Source organism: Massilia sp. Mn16-1_5 (assembly GCF_004798585.1).
Lineage (GTDB): Bacteria > Pseudomonadota > Gammaproteobacteria > Burkholderiales > Burkholderiaceae_D > Telluria.
Window position 1 is genome coordinate 327491 of sequence record NZ_PPXQ01000002.1, and the last position, 22096, is coordinate 349586.

The following is a 22096-nucleotide window of genomic DNA, read 5'->3' on the forward strand; positions in this document are numbered from 1 at the left end:
CGCAGGAATTTGCGCGATGGATCTATTTTACTCCTGAATAGTTCATTTGTGTAGTACATGTCTTTTTCTTTTGCGTGTGCCGCATTTCCAACCCGTGTGGTCACCCCGGCAAGTGCTCCGCTATAATGCGTACAGGGTGCCGTACCGCTCAGGTACGTCAGGATTGCGCTGGTCGGGCCGCCGTGCGCTACTCTTGCGACCGTACCCGCCACTATGCGCATCCAGCGAAAACTCTCGAACACCTTCCAACGCTTCTTCGAGTCCGGCAAGGCCGGCGGCATTGTCCTCATCCTGTGTACCCTGGCCTCGCTGGCGCTCGCCAATTCGGCCGCGGGCGAGGCCTGGCTGGGCTTCTGGCACCTGCACGTGGCCGGGCTGAGCCTCGAGCACTGGATCAACGATGCCCTGATGGCGGTGTTCTTCCTGCTGATCGGCCTCGAGCTCGAACGCGAGCTGTACAACGGCGAGCTGTCCGACCTGAGGAATGCCATGCTGCCGGCGCTGGCGGCGGCCGGCGGCATCGCCGTGCCCGCCCTGATCCACTTCAGCCTGAACGGCGGCACGCCGACCCAGGCCGGCGTCGGCATCCCGATGGCCACCGACATCGCTTTCGCCCTCGGCGTGCTGGCTCTGCTCGGCAACCGGGTACCGGCTTCCCTGAAAATCTTCCTGACCGCGCTGGCCGTGATGGACGACCTCGGCGCGATCATCGTCATCGCCGTGTTCTATACCGCGGAACTGTCCTTTGCCTACCTGCTGGGGGCGCTGGCGGTGTTCGGGGTATTGGTGGCGATGAACCGGATCGGGCGCGTCATGGCCCTGCTGCCGTATTTGCTGGGCGGCGCCCTGATGTGGTTCCTGATGCTCAAGTCCGGCGTGCACGCGACGATCGCCGGCGTGCTGCTTGCCTTCGCGATTCCTTATTCGAGCAGGGAGGACGATGCGGCGTCGCCCTCGCACCGGCTCGAACACGCGCTGCACAAGCCCGCCGCCTTCCTGATCCTGCCGATCTTCGCACTGGCCAATACCGGCATCGTGATCGGCGCCGGCTGGGCCGGCGAGCTGCTCACCCTGAACAGCCTCGGCATCCTGCTCGGCCTGGTCGCCGGCAAGCCGGTCGGCATCGTCGTGTTCAGCTGGATGGCGGTCAAGACCGGCCTGTGCCGCCTGCCGCTCGACCTGGCCTGGCGCCACGTGCTGGGCGCGGGCCTGCTCGGCGGGATCGGCTTCACCATGTCGATCTTCATCACCAACCTGGCCTTTGCCGGCCGTCCGGAGCTGGTCAACGCCTCGAAGATGGCGATCCTGGGCGCGTCGCTGGTGGCCGGCCTGGCCGGTTTCGCCTGGCTCAAATCGATGGGCGCGCCGCTCGCCTCCGACCCTGACCTCGAGGCGATGGACTTCGAGCAAGAGCCGGTCTGATGCCTCCATAAGGCAGCCGCCGGAGAAGCGCGCCAATGCCGAAATCCATTTGCGCATAAGAATCTACATTTGTACAAATGTAGTGTCTGGGTTACAATTTTGAATTGTCGGCGCCGCGTGGCGCCGTCCTGGACATGTCCGCCCCCGACGCGTCCTTCCTCTCCCTGGCAAACGGCAGATGCGCAGTCGCGCCGTTTGTATTCGCCTTGTGCGGCCCTTCGCCGCACACCACCAGGCCGGCGCCGCGGCGCCGGGCGCATCGCTCTGAAAGGACGAAGACGATGACTGTCGCAGTACCTTCGCAACGGGTCTCCCGCCCGCAACCCCACAAGTTCGTACTGGCCACCGACCTCGACGGCACGCTGCTGGCCGGCAGCCTCGCGGCGCGGCGCCGCGTGCGCGCGCTGTTCTCGGCGGCGAACCCCGGCGCCCGCCTGGTGTTCGTTACCGGCCGCGCCATCGAATCGATCCTGCCGCTCTTGAGCGACCCGACCATACCGGCGCCAGACTTCATCATCGCCGACGTCGGCGCCACCATCGTCGACGGCGACTTGCGCCCGGTCGGCGGCCTGCAACAGGAGATGGCTGCGCGCTGGCCCGGTTCGCAGGCCGTGCTGAAGGCGCTGGCCGGATTTCCCGGCCTGACGCGCCAGAGCGTGCCGCAGGAGCGGCGCTGTTCCTTCCTGGCGGGCGAGGGCGCCGTCACGCCTGCCCTGCGCGCGGCGGTCGACGCCCTCGGCTGCGACCTGCTGCTGTCGGCCGGCTGCTACCTCGACGTGCTGCCGCGCGGCGTCGGCAAGGGCGCGGCCGTGCTGGCTCTCGCCCAGGCGGTCGGGCTCGATCCGGCCAGCATCGTCGTCGCCGGCGACACCCTGAACGACCTGTCGATGTTCGAGACCGGCCTGCACGGCGTGGTGGTCGGCGACGCCGAGCCGGCGCTGGTGGACAGCGTGCGCAAACGTCCGCTCGTGCACATCGCCGCCGGTCCCGGCTGCGACGGCATCCTCGAGGGGCTGGCGCAGCACGGCGCGCTGTGCGCCAAGGCCACGCCGATCAAGCCGCGCGCGGCGGCCGCTCCCGGGCAGGCCGACCTGGTCATGGTCTACCATCGCCTGCCCTACGACGAAGTGCTCGAGCAGGGCGTCGTCCAGCGGCGGCGCCCGCGCAGCCCGAACGGCATCATCCCGACCCTGCTGCGCTTCTTTGCCGACGACCGCCCCGGCTCCTGGGTTGCCTGGACCGAGCAGCCGAGCCGCGCGCCGGACGGTTTCGAGGCCCACGTGGCTGTCGATCCCGAGCGCTACCCGCAGCTGCAGGCGGCGCGCATTGCGCTCACCCGCGAGGACATCGACATCTTCTACAAGAAGTTTTCGAAGGAAGCCTTCTGGCCGATCATCTTCTCCTTCCCCGACAAGGCCGAGTTCAGGCAGGACCACTGGGAACGCTACCTCGAGGTGAACCGCCTGTTCGCGCAGCAGGTCGCGCGCGAGGCGGCCGAGGGCGCCGTGGTCTGGGTGCACGACTACAACCTGTGGATGGTGCCGGCCTTCCTGCGCCCGCTGCGTCCCGACCTGCGCATCGCCTTCTTCCACCACACGGCCTTCCCGTCCAGCGACGTCTTCAACATCGTGCCCTGGCGGCGCGACATCGTCGGCAGCCTGCTGCAGTGCGACTACGTGGGCTTCCACATCCCGCGCTACGTCGAAAACTTCGTCGACGCGGTGCGTTCCTTCGCCCCGGTCGAGGTCCTCGGCAGTGCTCCGTGCGCGCCGCGCTTTCTCACCTATGGCTGCGCGCTCGGCGTCGACACCGTCACCACGGCCATCGAGGCGGGCGGGCGCCGCGTCGGCCTGGGCGCCCATCCGGTCGGCACCGACGTCGCGCTGATCGAAAAGCTGGTGTCGAACGAGGCCGTGCAGGTACAGGCCGCGGACCTGCGCGCCTACCTGGGCGAAGCGACCGGCATCGTCTCGATCGAGCGCCTCGACTACGTGAAAGGCACCCTGGAAAAGCTGCAAGCCTTCGAGCGCCTGCTGGAAAGCCATCCCGAGCACATCGGCAAGGTCACGCTGCTCAACATCGTCACGCCGGCGGCGCCAGGCATGGAGATCTACGAAAGCCTGCGCGTCGAGGTCGATCGTGCGGTGGGCCGTATCAACGGCCGCTTCTCTACGCTCGGCTGGGTGCCGGTGCGCTACTTCTACCGCTCGCTGCCCTTCGAGGAAGTGGTGGCCCACTACGCCGCCTGCGACATCGCCTGGATCACGCCGCTGCGCGACGGCCTGAACCTGGTTGCCAAGGAATTCGTCGCGGCCAAGCGGGCGTCGAGCACCAATGGGGTGCTGATCCTGTCCGAGTTCGCAGGCGCCGCCGTCGAGCTGCACGGCGCGCTGCTGACCAATCCCTACGACGTCAACGCCATGACCGCCGCGCTGCACCAGGCGCTGACCATGGGCGAGGACGAACGCGCCTACCGCATGGCGCGCATGGCGATGATCGCCGCCGAGCACGACGTCGCGCGCTGGGGCAGCGACTTCCTGGACGCCGTCGATGCGGCGACCCTGCCGCCGGCCATGTTGCCGAAGGCGGCTTGACCTATTACCGAATCAGAAAGGCTGAGTTGTGAACTACGTTGTATGGAATAACGACCTGGGCACCTGGCTGGTTGCCGCCACCATCGCGCTGGCGGTCTGCGTTGGCCTCGACGCCGTCAAGCGCATCCTGGTGCGGCGCCTGTCGGCCTATGCCGCCCGCACCGACACTTATATGGACGACCTGGCGCTGCGGGTGCTGTCGGCGACCCACGCCGTCTTCATCCTGGCCATGGGCCTATATGCCGGCGCCCAGCTGCTCAACCTCACCGAGCGCAGCGCCGCGCTGCTGGCGAAACTGGCGATCGCGGCCTTGCTGCTGCAGGCGGCGCGCTGGGGCGACGTCGGCGTGCACGGCTGGCTGCATTTCTATCGCATCCGCCGCAGCGCCGAGGACGCGGCCAGCACCACCTCGACGGCGGCGCTGGGCTTCGTCGCGCGCACCGCGCTGTGGCTGGTAATCGTCCTGATGATCCTCGATAACTTCGGCGTCAACATCACGACCCTGATCGCCAGCCTCGGGATCGGCGGTATCGCGGTGGCGCTGGCGCTGCAGAACATCCTGGGCGACCTGTTCTCCTCGCTCTCGATCGTGCTCGACAAGCCCTTCGTCGTGGGCGACTTCATCATCGTCGACGACGTCCTCGGCACCGTCGAATACGTGGGCCTGAAGACGACGCGCATCCGTTCGCTGGGCGGCGAGCAGGTCGTGTTCTCCAACAGCGACCTGCTCAAGAGCCGCATCCGCAACTACAAGCACATGCAGACGCGCCGCATCGTGTTCGGGATCGGGATCACCTACGCGGTGAACAAGGAGCAGCTGCGCAGCGTGCCCGCGATCCTGCGCGAAGCCGTGGAGGCCCAGCCGCAGGCGACCTTCGATCGCGCCCACTTCAAGTCCTATAGCCCGTCCTCGATCGATTTCGAGGTGGTGTATTACGTGCAGACGGGGGACTACGGCGTGTACATGGACGTGCAGCAGGAGATCAACCTGATCCTCTTCGAGCGCTTCGCGGAAGCCGGCATTGCCTTCGCCCAGCCGCGCCAGGTGGTGCAGCTGGCGGAACCGGCGGCCGCGCTGCAAGTGCTCGAACCGGAACAGGAGCAGCGGCGCGCCGCCTGATTTCAGCGCCGGCGCGGCGGCGCCATCAGCACCAGGCGCGCGCCGGGCGACTTGGTGCGCGTCACCAGCCAGGCCTGGGCGCGCTCCGCTTCAAACGGCTTGAGCGCCGTCCTGCAGGTGGCGCTCAGGGTCGGCACCTCTTCGGCTGGTTTGGCATCCGCCGTGGCGACAAGTGCCCGGCCCATCAGCAGGTCGCCGCATTGCGGAAACTGGGCGGCGAATTCGGCGGCGACGTCGGCCGCCGTCTGGCGCCAGCTGTCGTGCTTTGCCTTTTCCTGCGCCAGTTCCTGCTTGAGTTGAACGATGCTGGCGTCGCGCTCGCGCAGGCCCTGCTGGGTGTCGCGGAAGATGTCGGCCAGGATGTCGGCCTTCAGCAGGCCGACGTCGACCTTGCTGTCCTCGGCCTGGTGCACGAGCAGGCTGGCGCCGGCCAGGCCTGATTGCGGCAGGCGCTTGCCAATGGCGTCGATGGCCGACTGCGGCATGCGCGCGCCGATCAGGGTCAGTTCGATCTGGCGCCGCAGCGGATCGAGGCGCGTATCGACCACGTGGGTGGTCCCGGTGCCGAATTCCTGGCGCACGAACTGGCGTGCGCGGTTGCCGAACACCTCGTTGTCGACCAGCTGGATCGCCAGGTAGATGCTGGGCAGGGCCGTCAGCAGCACCACTGCGAACAGGGTGCGCTTGACGCGCTTCTCGACGCGCTGGTCGACGAACTTGCGGTGCGGCAGGCGCAGGTATTCGATCACGATCACGGTGGAGGCGGCGATGAAGACGCAGTTGATCGAGAAGAGGTAAAAGGCGCCGCCGAACATGCTCCAGTCGCCGTTGGCCAGCCCGTAGCCGGCGGTGCACAGCGGCGGCATCAGGGCGGTGGCGATCGCCACGCCCGGAATCACGTTCGATTTCTCCTTGCGCGTCATGCCGATGATGCCGGCCAGGCCGCCGGCCAGTGCGATCAGCACGTCCCACAGGGTCGGCGTGGTGCGCGCCAGCAGTTCCGACTGGGCTTCGTCGAGCGGCGTGAGCAGGAAGTACAGGGTCGAGGCGGCCAGGCTGATCGCCGCCGCGATGCCGAGGTTGACGAAGGAGCGGCGCACCAGCGCGAAATCGAAGATGCCGATGCCGTAGCCGATGCCGACAATCGGCCCCATCAGCGGCGAGATCAGCATCGCGCCGATGATCACGGCCGGCGAATTGATGTTCAGGCCGATCGATGCGACGAAGATCGCGAACATCAGGATCCAGGGCGTGGCGCCGCGCAGCTCGACGCCGGCACGCAGGGTGCTGTCGATGACGTCGTCGTCGGCCTTGTCGTGCAGGAGGCTGAAGCGGTGGGCGAGAGTAGCTGGGGCCGCGGTGGGGAGGGCGGTATCGGTGTCGTTCGTGCTCATGTCGGTAGCCGGGCGGGCGCGGGGTAGGGAAGAAGCGGGAGCGCCATGATAACGATTGAACGTACATTTGGGCAAATGTGTTGTTTCTGATACAATTTCGCTTTCGCTCACTGCCGAGCAGGCGAGTGTCATTACGAAGTGCCGCCGCACCTTCGCTGCCGCCGTTCCCATTGCCGGTTTCCATGGCGCCGCGCCCGGCCGGTCCGGTCATCCCTTGCGCGTCCCTGTCCTCCCGTGTCCCCCCTGGCGGACGGTGCGGTGTATCGTGCAAGCTGCCGGCATTGGCGGCATCCACTGACAAGGAGTCCCATGCAACTGCTCTTACCTGCAGGTTTCATCTTTTTGGTCGTCATGTGGGGCATCTTCGCCCCCGCCAGCATGGCCGGCGTGTTCGGCACGCTGCTGGCCGCACTGACCCGCAACTTCGGCTGGTTCTACCTCTGGGTGGTGCTCGGCCTGGTCCTGTTCGCCGCCTTCGTCGCCTTCGGCCGCTATGGCAACATGAAACTCGGCGGCGAGGACGACGAGCCCGAGTTCACGGTGGGCAGCTGGTTCGCCATGCTGTTCGCCGCCGGCATGGGCATCGGCCTCGTGTTCTGGGGCGTGGCCGAACCCATCTCGCACTACGGCACCGCGCCGCCGGGCGTGGTGGCGGGCACGCCGGAGGCGGCGAATACGGCCATGCGCTACGTCTTCTTCCACTGGGGCCTGCATCCATGGGCCGTGTACAGCGTGGTCGCGCTGGCGATCGCCTTCTTCCAGTACCGGCGCGCCGGCAATCCTTTGATCAGCACCGTCACCGGCTCGCTGCCGTGGGCGCCGATCCGCAAGATGTCTGGCTTCTTCAACGGCCTGGCGATCGTCGCCACCGCCTTCGGGGTGGCGGCCTCGCTGGGCGTGGGCGCGCTGCAGATCAACAACGGCCTGCACGCCGTGTTCGGGCTAGAGGTCGGCGCCACCTCGCAGGTGGCGATCATCGTCGTCACCGCCGCCGTCTTCATCACCTCGTCCGTCACGGGCGTGGAGAAGGGCATCAAGCTGCTCTCGAACTTCAACATGGGGGTGGCCGTGCTGCTGGCGCTTGCCGTGTTCATCCTCGGGCCGACGGTCGCCATCATCGACACCTTCTCGAACACCCTGGGCAGCTACCTGAGCGAATTCGTGCGCATGAGCCTGCGCGCCACGCCTTTCCGCGACAGCAGCTGGGTCGGCAACTGGACCATCTTCTACTGGGCCTGGTGGATTTCCTGGTCGCCCTTCGTCGGCCTGTTCATCGCGCGCGTCTCGCGCGGCCGCACGATCCGCGAATTCATCCTCGGCACCGTGCTGGCGCCTTCGCTGGCCGCCTTTGTCTGGTTCGCGATCTTCGGCGGAACCGCGCTCTACATGGAGATCTGGCAGCACGTGCCGCTGGACGAAGCCGTCAAGGCCGACGTCGCCACGGCCCTGTTCCGGATGTTCGATGCGATGCCTTTCGGGCAGGTCATGTCGGTCGTCGCAACCCTGCTGGTGGTGGTCTTCTTCGTCACCTCGGGCGACTCGGCGGTGCTGGTGCTGGGCATGATGAGCAGCGGCGGCGACCCGAATCCGCCGACGCGCACCAAATTGGTCTGGGGCGGCCTGATCGCCGGCATCGCCATCAGCCTGCTGCTGGCCGGCGGCCTCGATGCGTTGCAGACCGCGACCATCCTGTTCGCGCTGCCGTTTGCGGTCGTGATCGTGCTGATGGTGATCGCCCTGTGGCGCGCGCTGGGCGAGGACTGGACGGAAGAGATGCGGCGCGAGCGCGAGACCCGGCGCCGCTTGCGCGAGATGGCGGCGCGCCAGGCCGCCATCGATGCCGCTGCGCCGTAAGGTGGGCTCGGGGCGCCCACCCTACGAGCCTGCCGAGGTACGGTAGGGTGGGCGCCCCGTGCCCACCGAAGCGCATCACTGGCAGCTGAAGTTCGCAGCGTCCTCGATGCTGCCGCTCCCCTTGTAGCGCGCCACTTTCGGATAGGCGCACAGGGGACGCGTGCGGTTCGCCGCCCAGCCGGCCGGCACGTCCGCATTCACGCCGCCAGCATTGCCGGCACCACGTGCGCTGGCCGTCACGCTGTCCGGCGCCTGGCCCCTCTCGACCCAGTTCACCAGCGGCGTCAGCATGTCGAACTGGTCGGTGGCCGGGCCGCCCGAGCAGTGGTTCATGCCGGGCACGCGGAAGAAGCGCGCGAAGTTGGCCGCGTCGCCGCCGTTCGCGGCGCGCAGCGATTCGTACCAGTTGGTCGTGTCGTCGCTCGAGAAGATCGGGTCGCTGGTGCCGTGGTAGACCAGCATCTTGGCGCCGCGGTTCTTCAGCGTCCCCAGGTTGCTCGTGTTCGGCGGCACCATGAAGGACAGGGCGTTTTCCGGATACGTGGCGCTGGTGGCATTGATGCGCGCGAGCAGCTGGTCCAGGTTGGCGTTAAGGACGAAGTCGCGGCCGTTGAACGTGGCGCGGTCCTCCGGCGGCACCGACCAGATGAAGGCGACGGCGCCCGAATCGCGGTCGATCGGTGCGCCGAATTTCCATGAGGCCCACCCGGCCGTGGCCAGGCCGGCGTCATACGGGAAGCTGGTGTAGATGGTCGCGCCGCTCTCGGTCTTGGCGCCGCTGAACAGGCCGGCGATCTTCGTCTTCTGGTCCGCGCTCAGGCACGTGCCGTCGCGCGCGCCGGTGCAGGTCGGCACGTCGCGGTTCAAATCGAAAGCTTTCTGGCAGGCGCCCGTGTCCTGCACCAGCCCGTCGGCGCTGCCGTCGAGGGCATCGCATTTGCCCAAGACCGCATTCGAAACCAGCGCCCGCTCGGCCTGGGTGAATCCGGTCGTCAAATCGCTCGGCGTCGAGGCCAGCGACGCATAGGTCTTGCCGCCTGCGATATTCGCGATCGCCGCCAGCGGCAGCCGGTAGCCCGGGTTCCCGACCAGGAAACCGTCGTACTGTTCGGCGTAGCGTGCCGCCGCCACCATCGCGTGGCGTCCGCCGTTCGAGCAGCCGCCGATGTAGGAGCGGTCCGGTCCCTTGCCGTAGGCGGTCTGGATGATGTTCTTCGCCATCGGGGTCAGCTTGCCGACCGCCTGGTAGCCGTAGTCGAGCCGTGCCTGCGGATCGATGCCGAAGAAGGGCGTCGGCGCCTGGTGGCCGGCATCGGAACTGATGACGGCAAAGCCCAGGTTCAGCGCATTCTCGAGCGGACCGCCGCCGCCCACCGGGCCGGTCGCGGTGACGACGCTGCCATCGACGCCGCCGTTGGCCTGGTAGAAGAAGCGGCCGTTCCAGTTGGTCGGGAGGCGCATCTCGAAGCCGAGCGCATAGGCCTGGGCGTCGACCGGGCTGGTACGGCGCGCCAGCTGGCCGGTGACCAGGCAGTGCTGGGCGACCGGCTTGCCGGCGATCGTCAGGGTGCCCGCTGCGACCGAGGTGGCGGACGTGATCACGGCTTCGGGATAGTTGATACGGGTCGCCAGGTCGGTGCAGCTGACGAGCGTAGCGCCGACGGCCGGTGACAGTTGCGGCAGGCCAGGCGCCGGCTGGCTTGGGGGCGGGTTGTCGACGACCGGGTCGTCGTCGTTGTCGCTGCAAGCGGCCAGCAGCAGGGTGGCGAGGACCAGGGCGGAACCATTTTTCAAGGTGTTCATGCGTGCGTACTCCTCTGCGAAGAAACAGATGAATGACAAAACGATGGAGGGCGGTCCCTGCGCGGCTACTTGCAGGGCGCGCAGGGACTATTCGGTCATGAAGGCGGCGCTTAGTCCGGCATCACGTCCTTGAGGGTGCTGATCGGCTGGTTGACCAGCTTGCCGTTCACGCGCTTGACCTCGCGGATGTACATGTTCTGCACGATGTCGCGGGTCTTCGGATCGATGCTGATCGGGCCGCGCGGGCTGTTCCACTTCATGCCCGAGAGGGTCTTGACGGCCGCTTCGCCCGTCACGTTCCCGTTCAGCTTCTTGACGGTCTCGTAGATCATGCCCATCGTGTCATACGCCGCGACGGTGACGAAGGTTGGCGGCGGGCGGTTCGGGTTGGCATCCGCATAGGCCTTGAGGAAGGTCTTATTGGCTTCGTTGTCCAGCGCCGTCGAGTAGTTCAGCACCGTTACCGCGCCCAGCGCGCGCTCGCCCAGCGCTTCCAGGGTCGGCGTATCGCTCGTCATGTCGCCCACGCCCAGGAACTTGATGCCGGCCTTGTCCAGGCCCTTGTCGCTATAGGCCTTCAGCAGGGCGGTACCGTCCTCCACGCCGGGAGCGAAGAAGAACAGGGCATCCGGCTTCTCGTCCTTCACGCGTTGGATGAAGGGAGAATAGTCGGGATTCTGCAGCGGGGTGCGCGAGGAACCGATGATCTTGCCGCCGGCTTCAGTAAAACCCTTGGCGAACAGCTTCTCGGCGTCGTGGCCGGTGCTGTAGTCGGAGACCAGCGAATACACGCGGCCGATCTTGTTCTGACCGGTCCAGGTGCCGAAGGGTTCGGTCATCTGCTGCATCGTCATCGAGGTGCGCAGCATGTAGGGAGATTTCGCCGTGATGCCGGTGGTGACCGCGTTCATGACGATCATCGGCACCTTGCCTTGCGTCGCGACCGGGGCCACGGCCAGTGCGCTCGGGGTGAGCGAGAATCCGATCAGGAAGTTGACCTTCTCGCGCCCGATCAGCTCCTGCGCCGCGCGTTTCGAGAGTTCGACGTTGCTGCCGCCGTCGTCGCGGTAGATGATCTGGACCTTCTTGCCGGCGACGGTATCGCCGTTCAGCTTCATCCAGGTCTTGATGCCGTCCTCGAAAGGCTTGCCGATATTGACGAAGGGGCCGGTCAGGGCGGCGATGACGCCGATCTTGATCGTGTCTTGTGCGTAGGCCTGGCTGCCCGCGAAGGGAAGGGCGGCCAGGGTCAGGCAGGCGAGGGTCTTCAGTTTCATGCTGTCTCCTTTTTAGGTTTTATGCTGCTTTTAGTTTGCAACCAGTACGCTTGAATCTGTTCCGTCATACAGCGCCTCGACCAGGGCCGCGCGCCGGTTCAGCACCGCCGCCTGGTTGATCGAGCCCTTGTCGGTCTGCTCGCGCGCGTCGATCGAGGGCGGCTCACTCAGGAGCAGCAGGCGGTCGACCCGGGTCGAGGAGCCGCTCGCGTCCACGTTCAGCGTCGCCAGCAGCTGCGTGAAGAAGGCGCGTACCGGTTCGCTGGCCAGTATCTCGTCCGCCGGCGTCCCGGCCGGCAGCGTCGACAGCGCCAGGCAGTTGTCCATGCGCGGGAAGATCATCAGGCCGATCGCGTGGCGGTCCAGGCCCGTCACCACCGCGTCCTGCACGTAGGGCGCGCCCTGGCTGATCACGCGCGCCCGCAGCGGCCCGACGCTCACGAACGTGCCCGAGCTGAGCTTGAAGTCCTCGGCGATGCGCCCGTCGAACATGAAGCCGAGTTCCGGCTTGGCCTCGTCGACGAAGCGCAGCGCGTCGCCGGTGCAGTAGTAGCCGTCGGCGTCGAAGGCCTCGGCGGTGAGGTGCGGCGCGCGCCAGTAGCCTGGCGTCACGTGCGGACCGTGGAAGCGCGCTTCCAGCTTGCCGTTCATTGGCACCAGTTTCACCTTGCAGCCCGGCGCCGGCACGCCGACATAACCGGCGCGGCTGATCGGGCCGGTGCCGAAGGTGCAGGACGGCGAAGTCTCGGTCATGCCCAGGCCGGTCATGATGCGGATCGATTCGCCGCAGCGCCTCAAAGCCACTTCATCGAGGTGCTCCCAGGCCGATTGCGACAGGCCGGCGCCCGCGCAGAAGAACAGCTTCACGCGCGAGAAGAATGTCTGCGCCAGCTGGTCGTCCGTTTCCAGCGCTTCGGCCAGCATCTCCCAGGCCACGGGAATATTGAAGTAGACGGTCGGGGCGATCTCGCGCAGGTTGCGCAAGGTCGTCGCGAAATCCTTTGGTGTCGGGCGGCCGTCGTCGAGATAGATCGTGCCGCCGTTGTAGAGCACGATGCCGACGTTGTGGCTGCCGCCAAACGTATGGTTCCAGGGCAGCCAGTCGAGCAGCACCGGTGGCTCCTCGCCGAAGAAGGGGAAGGTCTGCAGCAGCATCTGCTGGTTCGAGCACAGCATCTGGTGCGTGGTGATCACCGCCTTCGGCTTTTTCGTGGAGCCCGAAGTGAACAGGAACTTGGCGATGGTCGATGGGCCGACCTGTTCGTTACGGGCGTCGATGCTGGTCGGTTCGGTCGCCAGCAGCGAGGCGAAGGTGGTGGCGCTGCGGCCCGGCACCTCGCCGCGCGCCAGGATCAATTCGGTGTCAGCAGGCAGAACGGCCTCGATGGCGCGCGCAAACGAGGTGCCGTCGCAGGCGAACAGCGCGCCCGGCGTCAGCTGCTCGATCAGGTCGCGCAGCTTGGCGGGATCGGTCGCCACCAGCGAATACGCCGGCGACAGCGGAGAATAAGGCACGCCCGCATACATCGCGCCCAGCGCGAGCTGGAAGTGCTCCAGGTCGTTCCCGGACAGGATGACGAGCGGACGCTCTTCCGACAGGCCCCGGTCGAGCAGGGCCTGGCCGATGCGGCGCGCGCTCTGCAGCACGTCGGCATACGAGAGGCGGATCCACTCGCCGCTAGGTGCGCGCCGCGCCACCAGGGTGCGTTCGGGATGGTCCTGCGCGCCCGAGACCAGGCGGTCGGTAAAGCGTGCCGGGAAGGGCGCCAGCGGCGTGACGGCGTCGACATGCCAGACGCCGTCTTCCTGCCAGGCCGCTATCTCGGGATTGCCGAGGGCGACCTGGCGCGTCCTGCCACTGCGCGCTCCACCGGCCGCCATCGAAACATCGTTCATGGCGGCCCCCATTCAGATCGGGTAGTGGCGTGAGGTGGTCTGCACCGTGATCCAGCGCAGGTCGGTGAACTCGGCGATCGCCGCCTTGCCGCCGAAGCGGCCGTAGCCGCTGCCCTTCACGCCGCCGAAGGGCATTTGCGCCTCGTCGTGCACGGTCGGGCCGTTGATGTGGCAGATGCCCGATTCGATGCGCTGGGCCACCGCCATCGCGCGGCCGATGTCGCGCGAGAACACGGCCGACGAAAGGCCGTATTCGCTGTCGTTGGCCATCTGGATCGCTTCCTCGTCGGTGTCGAAGCGCAGCACCGAGACGATCGGCCCGAAGGACTCTTCCTGGTACACCAGCATCTCGGGCGTGACCTCGTCGACGATCGCCGGCTGCATGATGTTGCCGTCCACGCTGGTGCCCGATTGGGTCACCTTGGCGCCGCGCTGGCGTGCGTCTTCCAGCATCTTCTCGACGCGGGCGGCGGCGCTCGGATCGACCATGCCGGCAAGCGGTGCGTCCGCGCGCGCGGCCTTCAGGGTCGCGGTCTTGGCGGCCAGCTTTTCCACAAACGCCGGGGCGATCTTGCGGTCGACCAGGATGCGGTCGGCCGACATGCAGATCTGGCCCTGGTTGAAGAAGGCCGAGAAGGCGGCCGCTTCAACGGCCTCGTCGAGGTCGGCGTCGTCCAGCACCACGACCGGGTTCTTGCCGCCCAGCTCGAGCAGCACCGGTTTCAGGTGCTTGGCCGCGGTCTGGGCGATGATGCGGCCGACCTTGGTCGAGCCGGTGAAGTTCACGCGGCGCACGGCCGGCGCGGCGATCAGGCGCTCGACGATCTGCGCCGCGTCGTCCGGGGCGTTGGTGATCACGTTCACCACGCCTTCCGGGAAACCGGCATCGACGAAGACCTGGCCGATCAGGCGGTGCAGGGCAGGGCACAGCTCGGAGGCTTTCAGGATCACGGTATTGCCGCATGCGAGCGGCATGGCGACCGCGCGCGTGCCGAGGATGATCGGCGCATTCCAGGGTGCGATGCCGACCACCACGCCGCAGGCCTGGCGCACGCCCATCGCCAGCGAACCGGGTACGTCGGACGGAATGACCTCGCCGGCGATCTGGGTCGTCATCGAGGCCGCTTCGCGCAGCATGTTCGCGGCGAGGGTCACGTTGAACTGGTACCACATCGGCGCGCCGCCGCATTCGGCGACGGCCGCTTCGACGAACTGGCCGCGCAGCGCTTCCATCTTGTCGGCGGCTTTCAACAGCAATGCACGGCGCGCGCCCGGGGCCATGGTCGACCAGGCGGGGAAGGCGGCTTTCGCGGCTTCGACGGCGGCATCGACGTCCTCGATGGTGGCGGATGCCGCGCGGGTGGCGACCTCGCCGGTGGCGGGATTGCGGCGCTCGAAGGTGGCGCCGTTGGAGGCCGGACGGGTTTGTCCGTTCAGTAGCAGGTCTGCTTGGAACATCAGATGTCTCCTCTGTGGAAGGATTGGAAGGGGCGGCTATCCGTCACCGGATGCCGCCTCCTATTATTGTCTCGTTGTCGGGTCTCGTGTCAGGTCGTCGGGCGTTTGTAGGTCTGCAGGCCCGGCTTGATCGTCTTATCGTCCAGGAACTGCTTGAGACCTTCCTTGCGGCCCTTTTCCGGGTCGCGCTGGTTCGACTGGTCGGTCTTGGCGTACAGGTAGTCCTCGTTCTGGTCCCAGGTGAGTTCGCGGCAGCGCTTGAAGCCGATCTTCGCAAAGCGCAGCACCACCGGATTCTTTTCCAGCAGCTTGCCCGCCAGTTCGATCACGGCCTCGCGCAGCTGTTCCTTCGGCACGCTCTTGTTGATCAGGCCCATGGCGGCCGCTTCCTTGCCGGTGAAGGTGTCGCCGGTCATGATGTAGTGCAGCGCCTGGCGGTGGCCCATGGTGTCGGCCACGGCCTTGCTGACCAGGTTACCCGGCGGGATACCCCAGTTCACTTCCGACAGGCCGAACACGGCGTCGTCCGCGGCAATCGCCAGGTCGCAGGCGACCAGCGGCGAGAAGGCGCCGCCGAAGCACCAGCCGTTGACCATGGCGATGGTCGCCTTGCTGTACATGCGCAGCAGCTTCCACTGCCACTGGGAGCAGTCGCGGCGCATGCGTTCTTGCATGATCTCGGGCTTGCCGTCGGTCTCGCGGAAGTATTCTTTCAGGTCCATCCCCGCCGTCCAGGCGTCGCCGGCGCCGGTCAGCACGACGACCTGTGCGTCGTCGTCCAGCTCGAGGGTCTCTAACACGTCGATCATCTCGCGGTTCAGCGTCGGGCTCATCGCATTGCGCTTCTCCGGACGGTTCAGGGTGATCCAGCCGATACCGTTCTCCACGTCCACCTTGACGGTCTTCCAGCGCGCTTCGTATTTGGACATACAATGTCTCCTCTTAGTAAGAATGTTATCAGGCTGCCTGATATACGGCTTATACTATGCCTGAATCCATTCCGGTGACAAGTACTTTTTCATGACGACTTCAAAAAAACTTTCGACAGCGAGCGCGGCCGCATCCGCGGCGCATAAGCCCATGGGCCTGGCCTACCTGGTCGGCCGCCTCGACCACGTGCTGAACCAGCGCCTGCGCGACGCCCTCGCGCCCGCCGGCCTGTCCGTGCCGCAGTACACGGCCCTGTCCGTATTCCGCGCGCATGGCTCCCTCTCGAACGCCCAGCTCGCCACGCGCACGATGATCTCGCCGCAGTCGGCCAACGAGATGGTCAAGCAGATGGAAGCGAAGGAATGGATCGCCCGCACGCCCGATCCGGCGCATGGGCGGATCATCCAGATCAGCCTGACGGCGGCGGGCGAGGCGGCGCTGGCGGAGTGCGATGCGAAGGTGACCGAGGTGGAGCGGGCGATGTTTCCGGAGCTGGACGAGGCGGGGAGGGTGGCGTTGCTGGCGCAGTTGCGGGGCGCGGTAAGGGCGCTGAGTGTGCAGGGGATCTAAGAATACCTGACCCCACTCTTTACTTGAGCGCAACCCAAGCAAGCGCTCAGCACATCATGTCGAGGATAATGAATTGAAGAGTCCGGATTCGATATACCAGGATGCTGTCGATAGCGAAATTGATCGCCTTGCCCGGCTGTCTCCGTGTGAATTAATGCGAATTGAACCCCTCAGCTGGAAGCTGGACACCGAATGCGGTCCTGTCGAGCTGCATTGCGTAATTAGCGACCAGAGCGACGTTCGACATATCGTCGTCATGTCCGAGCGGCCGCTGATGCTCGGTATGGCTCGGAGGCGATTTGTCGCGGCGGTCGAAGTCAAGTTGAGTGCGGAGCGTATGTCCAATGCATGTGTTTCGGACTTGTATGATTAGACTCGCGGTGAGCCGCAGACGGCGAATCTAAATCAGACACCTGCCCCCACCGTTCAGTGCCCGATCATGGCGAGCTCATCGGAAGGGAGCACCCGTAATCCGCGTGCGATGGGAACTGCCCGCACCAGGGCGGCCGCAACAGCGCTCGCGGCAACCGGCCTGTAGCGCCCCGGCAGCAAAGGCGAGACCAGCCTGCCGATCGGTGCGGCGATCCTTTCGCCCCAGCGCAGCGGCTGGTTCAAACTGCTCCGATCGCCGAGCAGGAGTGAAGGTTGCGCGATCACCAGTGCCGGAAACAGCGGTTTCAGCGCCGCCTCCAGCTCGCCTTTGACCCGGTTGTAGAACACCCTTGATTGCGCATCCGCCCCGACGGCGCTGACCAGGCCGGCGCGCGTCGCCCCTGCGGCCGCGGCCAGCGTGGCCACGGCAAGGTTGGCCTCTAGGTCGACGGCCCGGAACGCCTGTTCGCTGCCCGCCACGCGGATCGTGGTGCCAAGCGCCAGGTAGACTTCATCGACGCGCGGCAAGGAGGGCAGCCGGGCGAAATCCACGATATGAACCTGCACCCGCGGATCGGATTGATCGAGCGCGCGCCGGCTCAGCACGTGAATCTCGGTTACTGCGTGATCGGCCAGCAGGGCGCGCAGGATCTCCCTGCCGACCAGGCCGGTGGCGCCGGCAAGCAGGACCCTGCGAGGGACGAGATGGTCGGACATGGATGCCTTTGCGAGTAAAGTCGAGAAACCTGGGTCACGTAAAACCAGTTCAGGAGTAGACTGTAATCCACTCTGCATGCCGCTGCCTGCACCCTCCGCATTCACACCTGGAAAGGCCCGATCGTGATCGTCGTCTACAAATACGGCTATCCGCCCGGTACGGCGACGCCGGATATCAGTCCCTTCGTCGTCAAGCTGGAAACCTGGCTGCGCATGTCCGGTATCCCTTATGAAACCCGCACCGGCACCCGTCGCGAGATGCCGAAGGCCAAGCTGCCGGCAGTGCGGGTCGATGGACGCCTGATCGCCGACTCGTCCTTCATCATCGCTCATCTCCAGCAGCACGATCCCCGCGCGCTGCGCGACACCCATCTCAGTTCCTTGCAACAGGCGCAGGCCGAGGCGATCAAGGCCCTCGTCGAGAGCCAGCTGTATTTTGTCGGCTTCTATTTCCGTTGGTGCGTTCCCGCGAATTTCGACCGCTACCGGCCCTTGCTGCTCGATTATGCCAGGCGCAGCGTGCCAGGCTGGCAGCGCCCCTTGCTTCCACTGATCGGGAACGCCGTCCTCTCGATGATACGGCGCCGGAAGGCCCGCCAGGCATGGGAGCAGGGCATGGGGCGCCACAGCGGCGAGGAGGTGCTGGCCATCGGCTGCGATGGCGTGCGGGCCCTGGCGACGCTATTGGGGCAGCAAGACTATCTGTTCGGCGCATTCCCGAGCACCGTTGACGCAAGCGTGTATGGCATGGTGCACACCCTCGTCAAACATCCGTTCCCGGGGCCGATGCAGGATTTTACGCTGGCCCAGCCGGAGCTGATGGCTTACCACGACCGCATCGCGCGGCGCTACTGGGCAGAGGTTGGGCAATGAGTCAGCGGATAGACGTCGAGTTCGTATCCGGCCAGAAAGGTGAGCATTGCCGCGCCTGGTTGTACGAGCCCGGGGAAAAAGGCCCGTTTCCCATCATTGTCATGGCGCACGGGCTGGGAGGCACCAGGAAGATGCGACTGGATGCCTTTGCGGAGCGTTTTTCCGGCGCGGGCTACGCCTGTCTGGTCTTCGACTACCGTCATTTTGGAACGAGCGAGGGCCATCCCCGGCAATTGCTCGACATCGGCAAGCAGCTGCAGGATTGGTCGTCCGCCATCGGTTTCGCGCGCAAGCAGAAAAACGTAAGAGCCGACCAGGTTGTTCTGTGGGGAACCTCTTTCGGTGGCGGCCATGTGCTCGTCGCCGCGGCGGAGGATACGCGGGTGGCCGCTGTCGTCGCCCAGTGCCCATTTACCGACGGCATCGCCTCTGCGCTGGCCATGGACTGGCGCAGCAGCATCAAAACAAGCGCAAAAGCCGTCTGCGACGTACTTCGGTCCGCCCTTGGATTGACGCCATTGTTTGTGCCTGCCGCAGGTCCGCCGCGCTCCGCGGCATTCATGACCGCGCCCGACGCGCAACCCGGTTACCTGGCGCTGGTTCCCGCCGGCTCCGTGTTCGACAATCGGGTGACCGCGCGCTCTGCGCTGGCCATTATTCCTTATCGACCGGGGCGCAGGGCAGCGCAGTTGGCGTGTCCGGTGCTGTTCTGCATTTGTGAGGACGACTCGGTGGCCCCGGCCAAGCCGGCCTTGCGCTATGCGAGGCAAGCGCCAGGCGGTGAAGTGCGCTTGTATGCGCAGAAGCATTTCGACATCTATGTCGGCGCAGGCTTCGAACAAGCCGTGACCGACCAGCTGACATTCCTGCGCCGCTGCATTTCGTGAAAAGGACGAAGTCCCCGCCTCTCCCTTCTAGCCCCGCGCAATCACCAGCAAACCCGCCGCAATCAGGCCGGCTCCCGCCAGCTTCGCCAGTGTAAGCGCCTCGCCCAGTATCCACCAGGCCAGCAGCAGGGCCACCACCACGCTGCCCTTGTCGATCAGCGCCACGGTCGACACTTCGCCCTGCTTGATCGCCTTGTAGTAGAAGATCCAGGAGGCGGCGGTCGTCACGCCCGACAGGCCCAGCCAGAAATAATTTTTCCAGGTCAGCGCTTCGAACTGCGACATTGGCACGACCGCGGCGGCAAACAGCAGGACGAACACGAAGACGAAGCAGGTGCGGATCGCGAGCCCGAGGTCAGCGGAGATGCCGGTCAGCCCGAGCTTGGCGATCACCGAGGTGAAGCCGGCGAATGCCATCGACGCGAATGCATAGGCGATCCAGCGTTCCATGTGTTTTCCTTTCAGGCGGAGGGGGAGGGCCTTGCCGTCGACTCGCGCTCCATCAGGCTGAAGCCCACGTCGATGATGTTGTCTTCGAGCGGCCTGCCTTCGATCCGCGCGAGCAGCGCGCGCGCGGCCTGGATGCCGATGGCGCGCTTGTCGACGTACACCGACGAAATCGGCGGCGAGGTGTGGCCTGCGAAATCGAAGTCGCCGAAGCCCATGATGCCGAGCTGGCCCGGCACGGCGATGCCGCGCACCGAGGCCTCGGTCAGTACGCCCTGGGCCAGCGCATCGGAACTGCAGACGATCACGTCGAGGTCCGGATGCCGCTCGAGCAGGGCGCGCAGGCCCTGGCGTCCGAGCGCCAGGTTCGCGGGCACCGGGACCATGTGGGCCGGGGGAGGGGGCAGCCCGGCGCGGCGCAGCGCCGCCTCCAGGCCCTTGCGGCGCACGGCGGCCCGTTCGTCGTTGGCCCATACCAGGCCGAAGCGCCGGTATCCCTTGTCCAGCAGGTAGCGCCCGATCGTCTCGCCGATGTCCGTGTGCGAGAAGCCGACCAGCATGTCGAGCGGTGTCGGCGTCAGGTCCCAGGTCTCCACCACCGGCACGCGCGACGCCAGCAGCTTCTTGCGCACGCTTTGCAGGTGGCTGATGCCGGTGAGGACCACGCCGTCCGGTTGCCGGCTCAGGATGGCGGACACCGCTTCTTCTTCGTTCTGCGCCGAGTAGTTCGAGACGCTCAACAGCAACTGGTAGCCATGCGCCGCCAGCTCGTCGCCGAGTGCCTGCACCGTCTCCGCGAACATCGAGTTGAACAGCTGGGGCACGACGGCTGCGATCAGGCGGCTGCGTTTCGAGGCCAGGCTGCCGGCAAGCATATTCGGAATGTAGCCGATCGAGGCCGCCGCCTCTTTCACGCGTTCGATGGTCTCCGGCTTGACCAGCTTGGGGTTGTGCAGGGCGCGCGACACGGTGATCGGCGACAGGCCCGCCAAGCGTGCGACGTCCTTGAGCGTGATGCTCTGCGCACGGGAGGCGTCCGGATGGTCAGGGTCGGTCGGCATGGAAGAGGACATGCAAATTCTGCTTGATTACGTTAATGATTGCGTTATCATACCAAAACGCCCGGCTTGAAGTGCTTCGAAGCACACCCCGGCGGACACGGCGGAAAGCCCGCCGGATAGTGGCCCGATTCGTCCAGGCCATATTTTTTGATTCCGAATGATTGCGCTGTCATTTATGAGCCTTAAGTGCTCTGCCTGTCGAATGCTCAGAAATGATTGCGCAACCATTAATGCCGCCCTTTGACATGGAGCTTGCCATGACCACATCCCCCATCCACACCGCCATCCAGAGCGACAGCATCGCGTGGATCCGTATTTCCTCGTCCTACCTGCCGCTGGCGAACCCGATCAGCGACGCCAAGGTGCTCACCGGACGCCAGAAGCCGATGACCGAGATCGCGATGCTGTTTGTCGAGATCGAAACCCATGATGGCCACACGGGCCTGGGTTTCAGCTATTCCAAGCGCGCCGGCGGTCCCGGCCAGTTCGCCCACGCGAAGGAAATCGCGCCGGCCCTGCTGGGCGAGGACCCGAACGATATCGCGCGCCTGTGGGACAAGCTGTGCTGGGCCGGCGCCTCGGTTGGCCGCAGCGGGCTGTCGGTGCAGGCCATCGGCGCCTTCGACGTCGCCCTGTGGGACCTGAAGGCGAAACGTGCAAACCTGTCGCTGGCCAAGCTCCTCGGCGCGCATCGCGATTCGGTGCGCTGCTATAACACCTCGGGCGGCTTCCTGCACACGCCTCTCGAGCAGCTGCTCGTCAACACGACGGCCTCGCGCGAGAAGGGCATCGGCGGCATCAAGCTGAAAGTGGGCCAGCCAAACTGCGCGCTGGATATCGAGCGCGTACAGGCCGTGCGCGCGCACCTCGGCGACTTCCCGCTGATGGTCGACGCCAACCAGCAATGGGACCGCCCGACCGCGCAGCGCATGTGCCGCACCTTCGAGCAGTTCAACCTGGTCTGGATCGAGGAACCCCTCGACTGCTACGACTACGAAGGCCACGCCGCGCTGGCCGCGCAGTTCGACACCCCGATCGCCACCGGCGAGATGCTCACCAGCGCCGCCGAGCACGGGGACCTGATCCGCCACCGCGCCGCCGACTACCTGATGCCCGACGGGCCGCGCGTCGGCGGCATCACGCCTTTCCTGAAAGTGGCGGGCCTGGCCAGCCACGCCGGCCTGATGCTGGCGCCGCACTTCGCGATGGAACTGCACGTGCACCTGGCGGCAGCCTATCCGACCGAACCCTGGGTCGAACACTTCGAATGGCTCGAGCCCCTGTTCAACGAGCGGCTGGAACTGAAGAACGGCCGCATGATCGTGCCGACCCGGCCGGGCCTGGGCGTGAGCCTGAGCGAGCAGGCGCGCGCCTGGAACCGCGAGCAGGCCGAAGTCGGCCGGCGTCCCTGAGGGAGCGGC

General features: G+C 66.1%; 17 protein-coding genes. 8 read left to right on the top strand and 9 right to left on the bottom strand.

Features of this window, described 5'->3' with window-relative positions:
- The first annotated feature begins 213 nt into the window (after positions 1 to 213).
- From nhaA to C2862_RS03595, 3 genes are all read left to right on the top strand, one after another.
- Positions 214 to 1422: a Na+/H+ antiporter NhaA gene (gene nhaA, locus C2862_RS03585; RefSeq protein WP_136218726.1), complete on the top strand. Its 1209-nt coding sequence runs from the start codon at positions 214 to 216 to the stop codon at positions 1420 to 1422.
- Positions 1423 to 1703: 281 nt separating this feature from the next.
- A complete protein-coding gene (gene ggpS / locus C2862_RS03590) occupies positions 1704 to 4016 on the top strand; it encodes a glucosylglycerol-phosphate synthase (protein ID WP_136218727.1) in 2313 nt (770 codons plus the stop codon).
- A gap of 28 nt (positions 4017 to 4044) precedes the next feature.
- Positions 4045 to 5136, top strand: a complete 1092-nt coding sequence (locus tag C2862_RS03595; RefSeq protein ID WP_168709990.1) for a mechanosensitive ion channel family protein — start codon at positions 4045 to 4047, stop codon at positions 5134 to 5136.
- A 2-nt stretch (positions 5137 to 5138) separates the two neighbouring features.
- On the opposite strand, the gene C2862_RS03600 is transcribed toward C2862_RS03595, so the two are convergent.
- On the bottom strand, positions 5139 to 6530 hold the full coding sequence (locus C2862_RS03600; protein WP_136218728.1) for a DUF389 domain-containing protein: 1392 nt from the start codon (positions 6528 to 6530) through the stop codon (positions 5139 to 5141).
- Between the two features lie 309 nt (positions 6531 to 6839).
- Between C2862_RS03600 and C2862_RS03605 the strand changes: the two genes are divergently transcribed.
- Positions 6840 to 8384 (top strand): BCCT family transporter, encoded by a 1545-nt coding sequence (locus C2862_RS03605; protein ID WP_136218729.1) that lies wholly within the window; start codon positions 6840 to 6842, stop codon positions 8382 to 8384.
- 75 nt (positions 8385 to 8459) lie between these two features.
- On the opposite strand, the gene C2862_RS03610 is transcribed toward C2862_RS03605, so the two are convergent.
- The 5 genes from C2862_RS03610 to C2862_RS03630 all read right to left on the bottom strand — a co-directional run bounded on the left by C2862_RS03610 (position 8460) and on the right by C2862_RS03630 (position 15747).
- Positions 8460 to 10187 (bottom strand): tannase/feruloyl esterase family alpha/beta hydrolase, encoded by a 1728-nt coding sequence (locus C2862_RS03610; protein ID WP_136218730.1) that lies wholly within the window; start codon positions 10185 to 10187, stop codon positions 8460 to 8462.
- A 110-nt stretch (positions 10188 to 10297) separates the two neighbouring features.
- On the bottom strand, positions 10298 to 11464 hold the full coding sequence (locus C2862_RS03615) for an ABC transporter substrate-binding protein (RefSeq protein ID WP_136218731.1): 1167 nt from the start codon (positions 11462 to 11464) through the stop codon (positions 10298 to 10300).
- 30 nt (positions 11465 to 11494) lie between these two features.
- A complete protein-coding gene (locus C2862_RS03620; RefSeq protein ID WP_210735861.1) occupies positions 11495 to 13360 on the bottom strand; it encodes a feruloyl-CoA synthase in 1866 nt (621 codons plus the stop codon).
- Between the two features lie 12 nt (positions 13361 to 13372).
- Positions 13373 to 14818: an aldehyde dehydrogenase gene (locus C2862_RS03625; protein WP_136218733.1), complete on the bottom strand. Its 1446-nt coding sequence runs from the start codon at positions 14816 to 14818 to the stop codon at positions 13373 to 13375.
- Between the two features lie 89 nt (positions 14819 to 14907).
- Positions 14908 to 15747: a p-hydroxycinnamoyl CoA hydratase/lyase gene (locus tag C2862_RS03630; protein WP_136218734.1), complete on the bottom strand. Its 840-nt coding sequence runs from the start codon at positions 15745 to 15747 to the stop codon at positions 14908 to 14910.
- Positions 15748 to 15838: 91 nt separating this feature from the next.
- Here C2862_RS03630 and C2862_RS03635 point away from each other — a divergent pair, with 91 nt between their 5' ends.
- Positions 15839 to 16318 (top strand): MarR family winged helix-turn-helix transcriptional regulator, encoded by a 480-nt coding sequence (locus C2862_RS03635; RefSeq protein WP_136218735.1) that lies wholly within the window; start codon positions 15839 to 15841, stop codon positions 16316 to 16318.
- Positions 16319 to 16744: 426 nt separating this feature from the next.
- Here C2862_RS03635 and C2862_RS03640 read toward each other — a convergent pair whose 3' ends face one another.
- Positions 16745 to 17407 carry an NAD-dependent epimerase/dehydratase family protein gene (locus tag C2862_RS03640; RefSeq protein WP_136218736.1) on the bottom strand — a complete coding sequence of 221 codons (663 nt, stop codon included), beginning with the start codon at positions 17405 to 17407 and terminating at the stop codon, positions 16745 to 16747.
- 123 nt (positions 17408 to 17530) lie between these two features.
- On the opposite strand from C2862_RS03640, the gene C2862_RS03645 reads away from it, so the two are divergent.
- Complete coding sequence (locus C2862_RS03645; protein WP_229467272.1) at positions 17531 to 18280, top strand: glutathione S-transferase family protein; 750 nt, start codon at positions 17531 to 17533, stop codon at positions 18278 to 18280.
- Positions 18277 to 19167 (top strand): alpha/beta hydrolase, encoded by an 891-nt coding sequence (locus C2862_RS03650; protein ID WP_136218737.1) that lies wholly within the window; start codon positions 18277 to 18279, stop codon positions 19165 to 19167. The genes C2862_RS03645 and C2862_RS03650 overlap by 4 nt, the downstream gene beginning before the upstream one ends.
- A 27-nt stretch (positions 19168 to 19194) precedes the next feature.
- Here the strand turns inward: C2862_RS03650 and C2862_RS03655 are convergent, their stop codons facing one another.
- The gene (locus C2862_RS03655) at positions 19195 to 19617 is read right to left on the bottom strand and encodes an EamA family transporter (protein ID WP_136218738.1); all 423 of its coding nucleotides are present in this window, start codon (positions 19615 to 19617) and stop codon (positions 19195 to 19197) included.
- 11 nt (positions 19618 to 19628) lie between these two features.
- Positions 19629 to 20687, bottom strand: a complete 1059-nt coding sequence (locus C2862_RS03660; RefSeq protein WP_229467273.1) for a LacI family DNA-binding transcriptional regulator — start codon at positions 20685 to 20687, stop codon at positions 19629 to 19631.
- A gap of 245 nt (positions 20688 to 20932) precedes the next feature.
- Between C2862_RS03660 and C2862_RS03665 the strand changes: the two genes are divergently transcribed.
- Positions 20933 to 22087, top strand: coding sequence for a mandelate racemase/muconate lactonizing enzyme family protein (locus C2862_RS03665; RefSeq protein WP_229467274.1), 1155 nt, complete (start codon positions 20933 to 20935; stop codon positions 22085 to 22087).
- Positions 22088 to 22096: the final 9 nt, after the last annotated feature.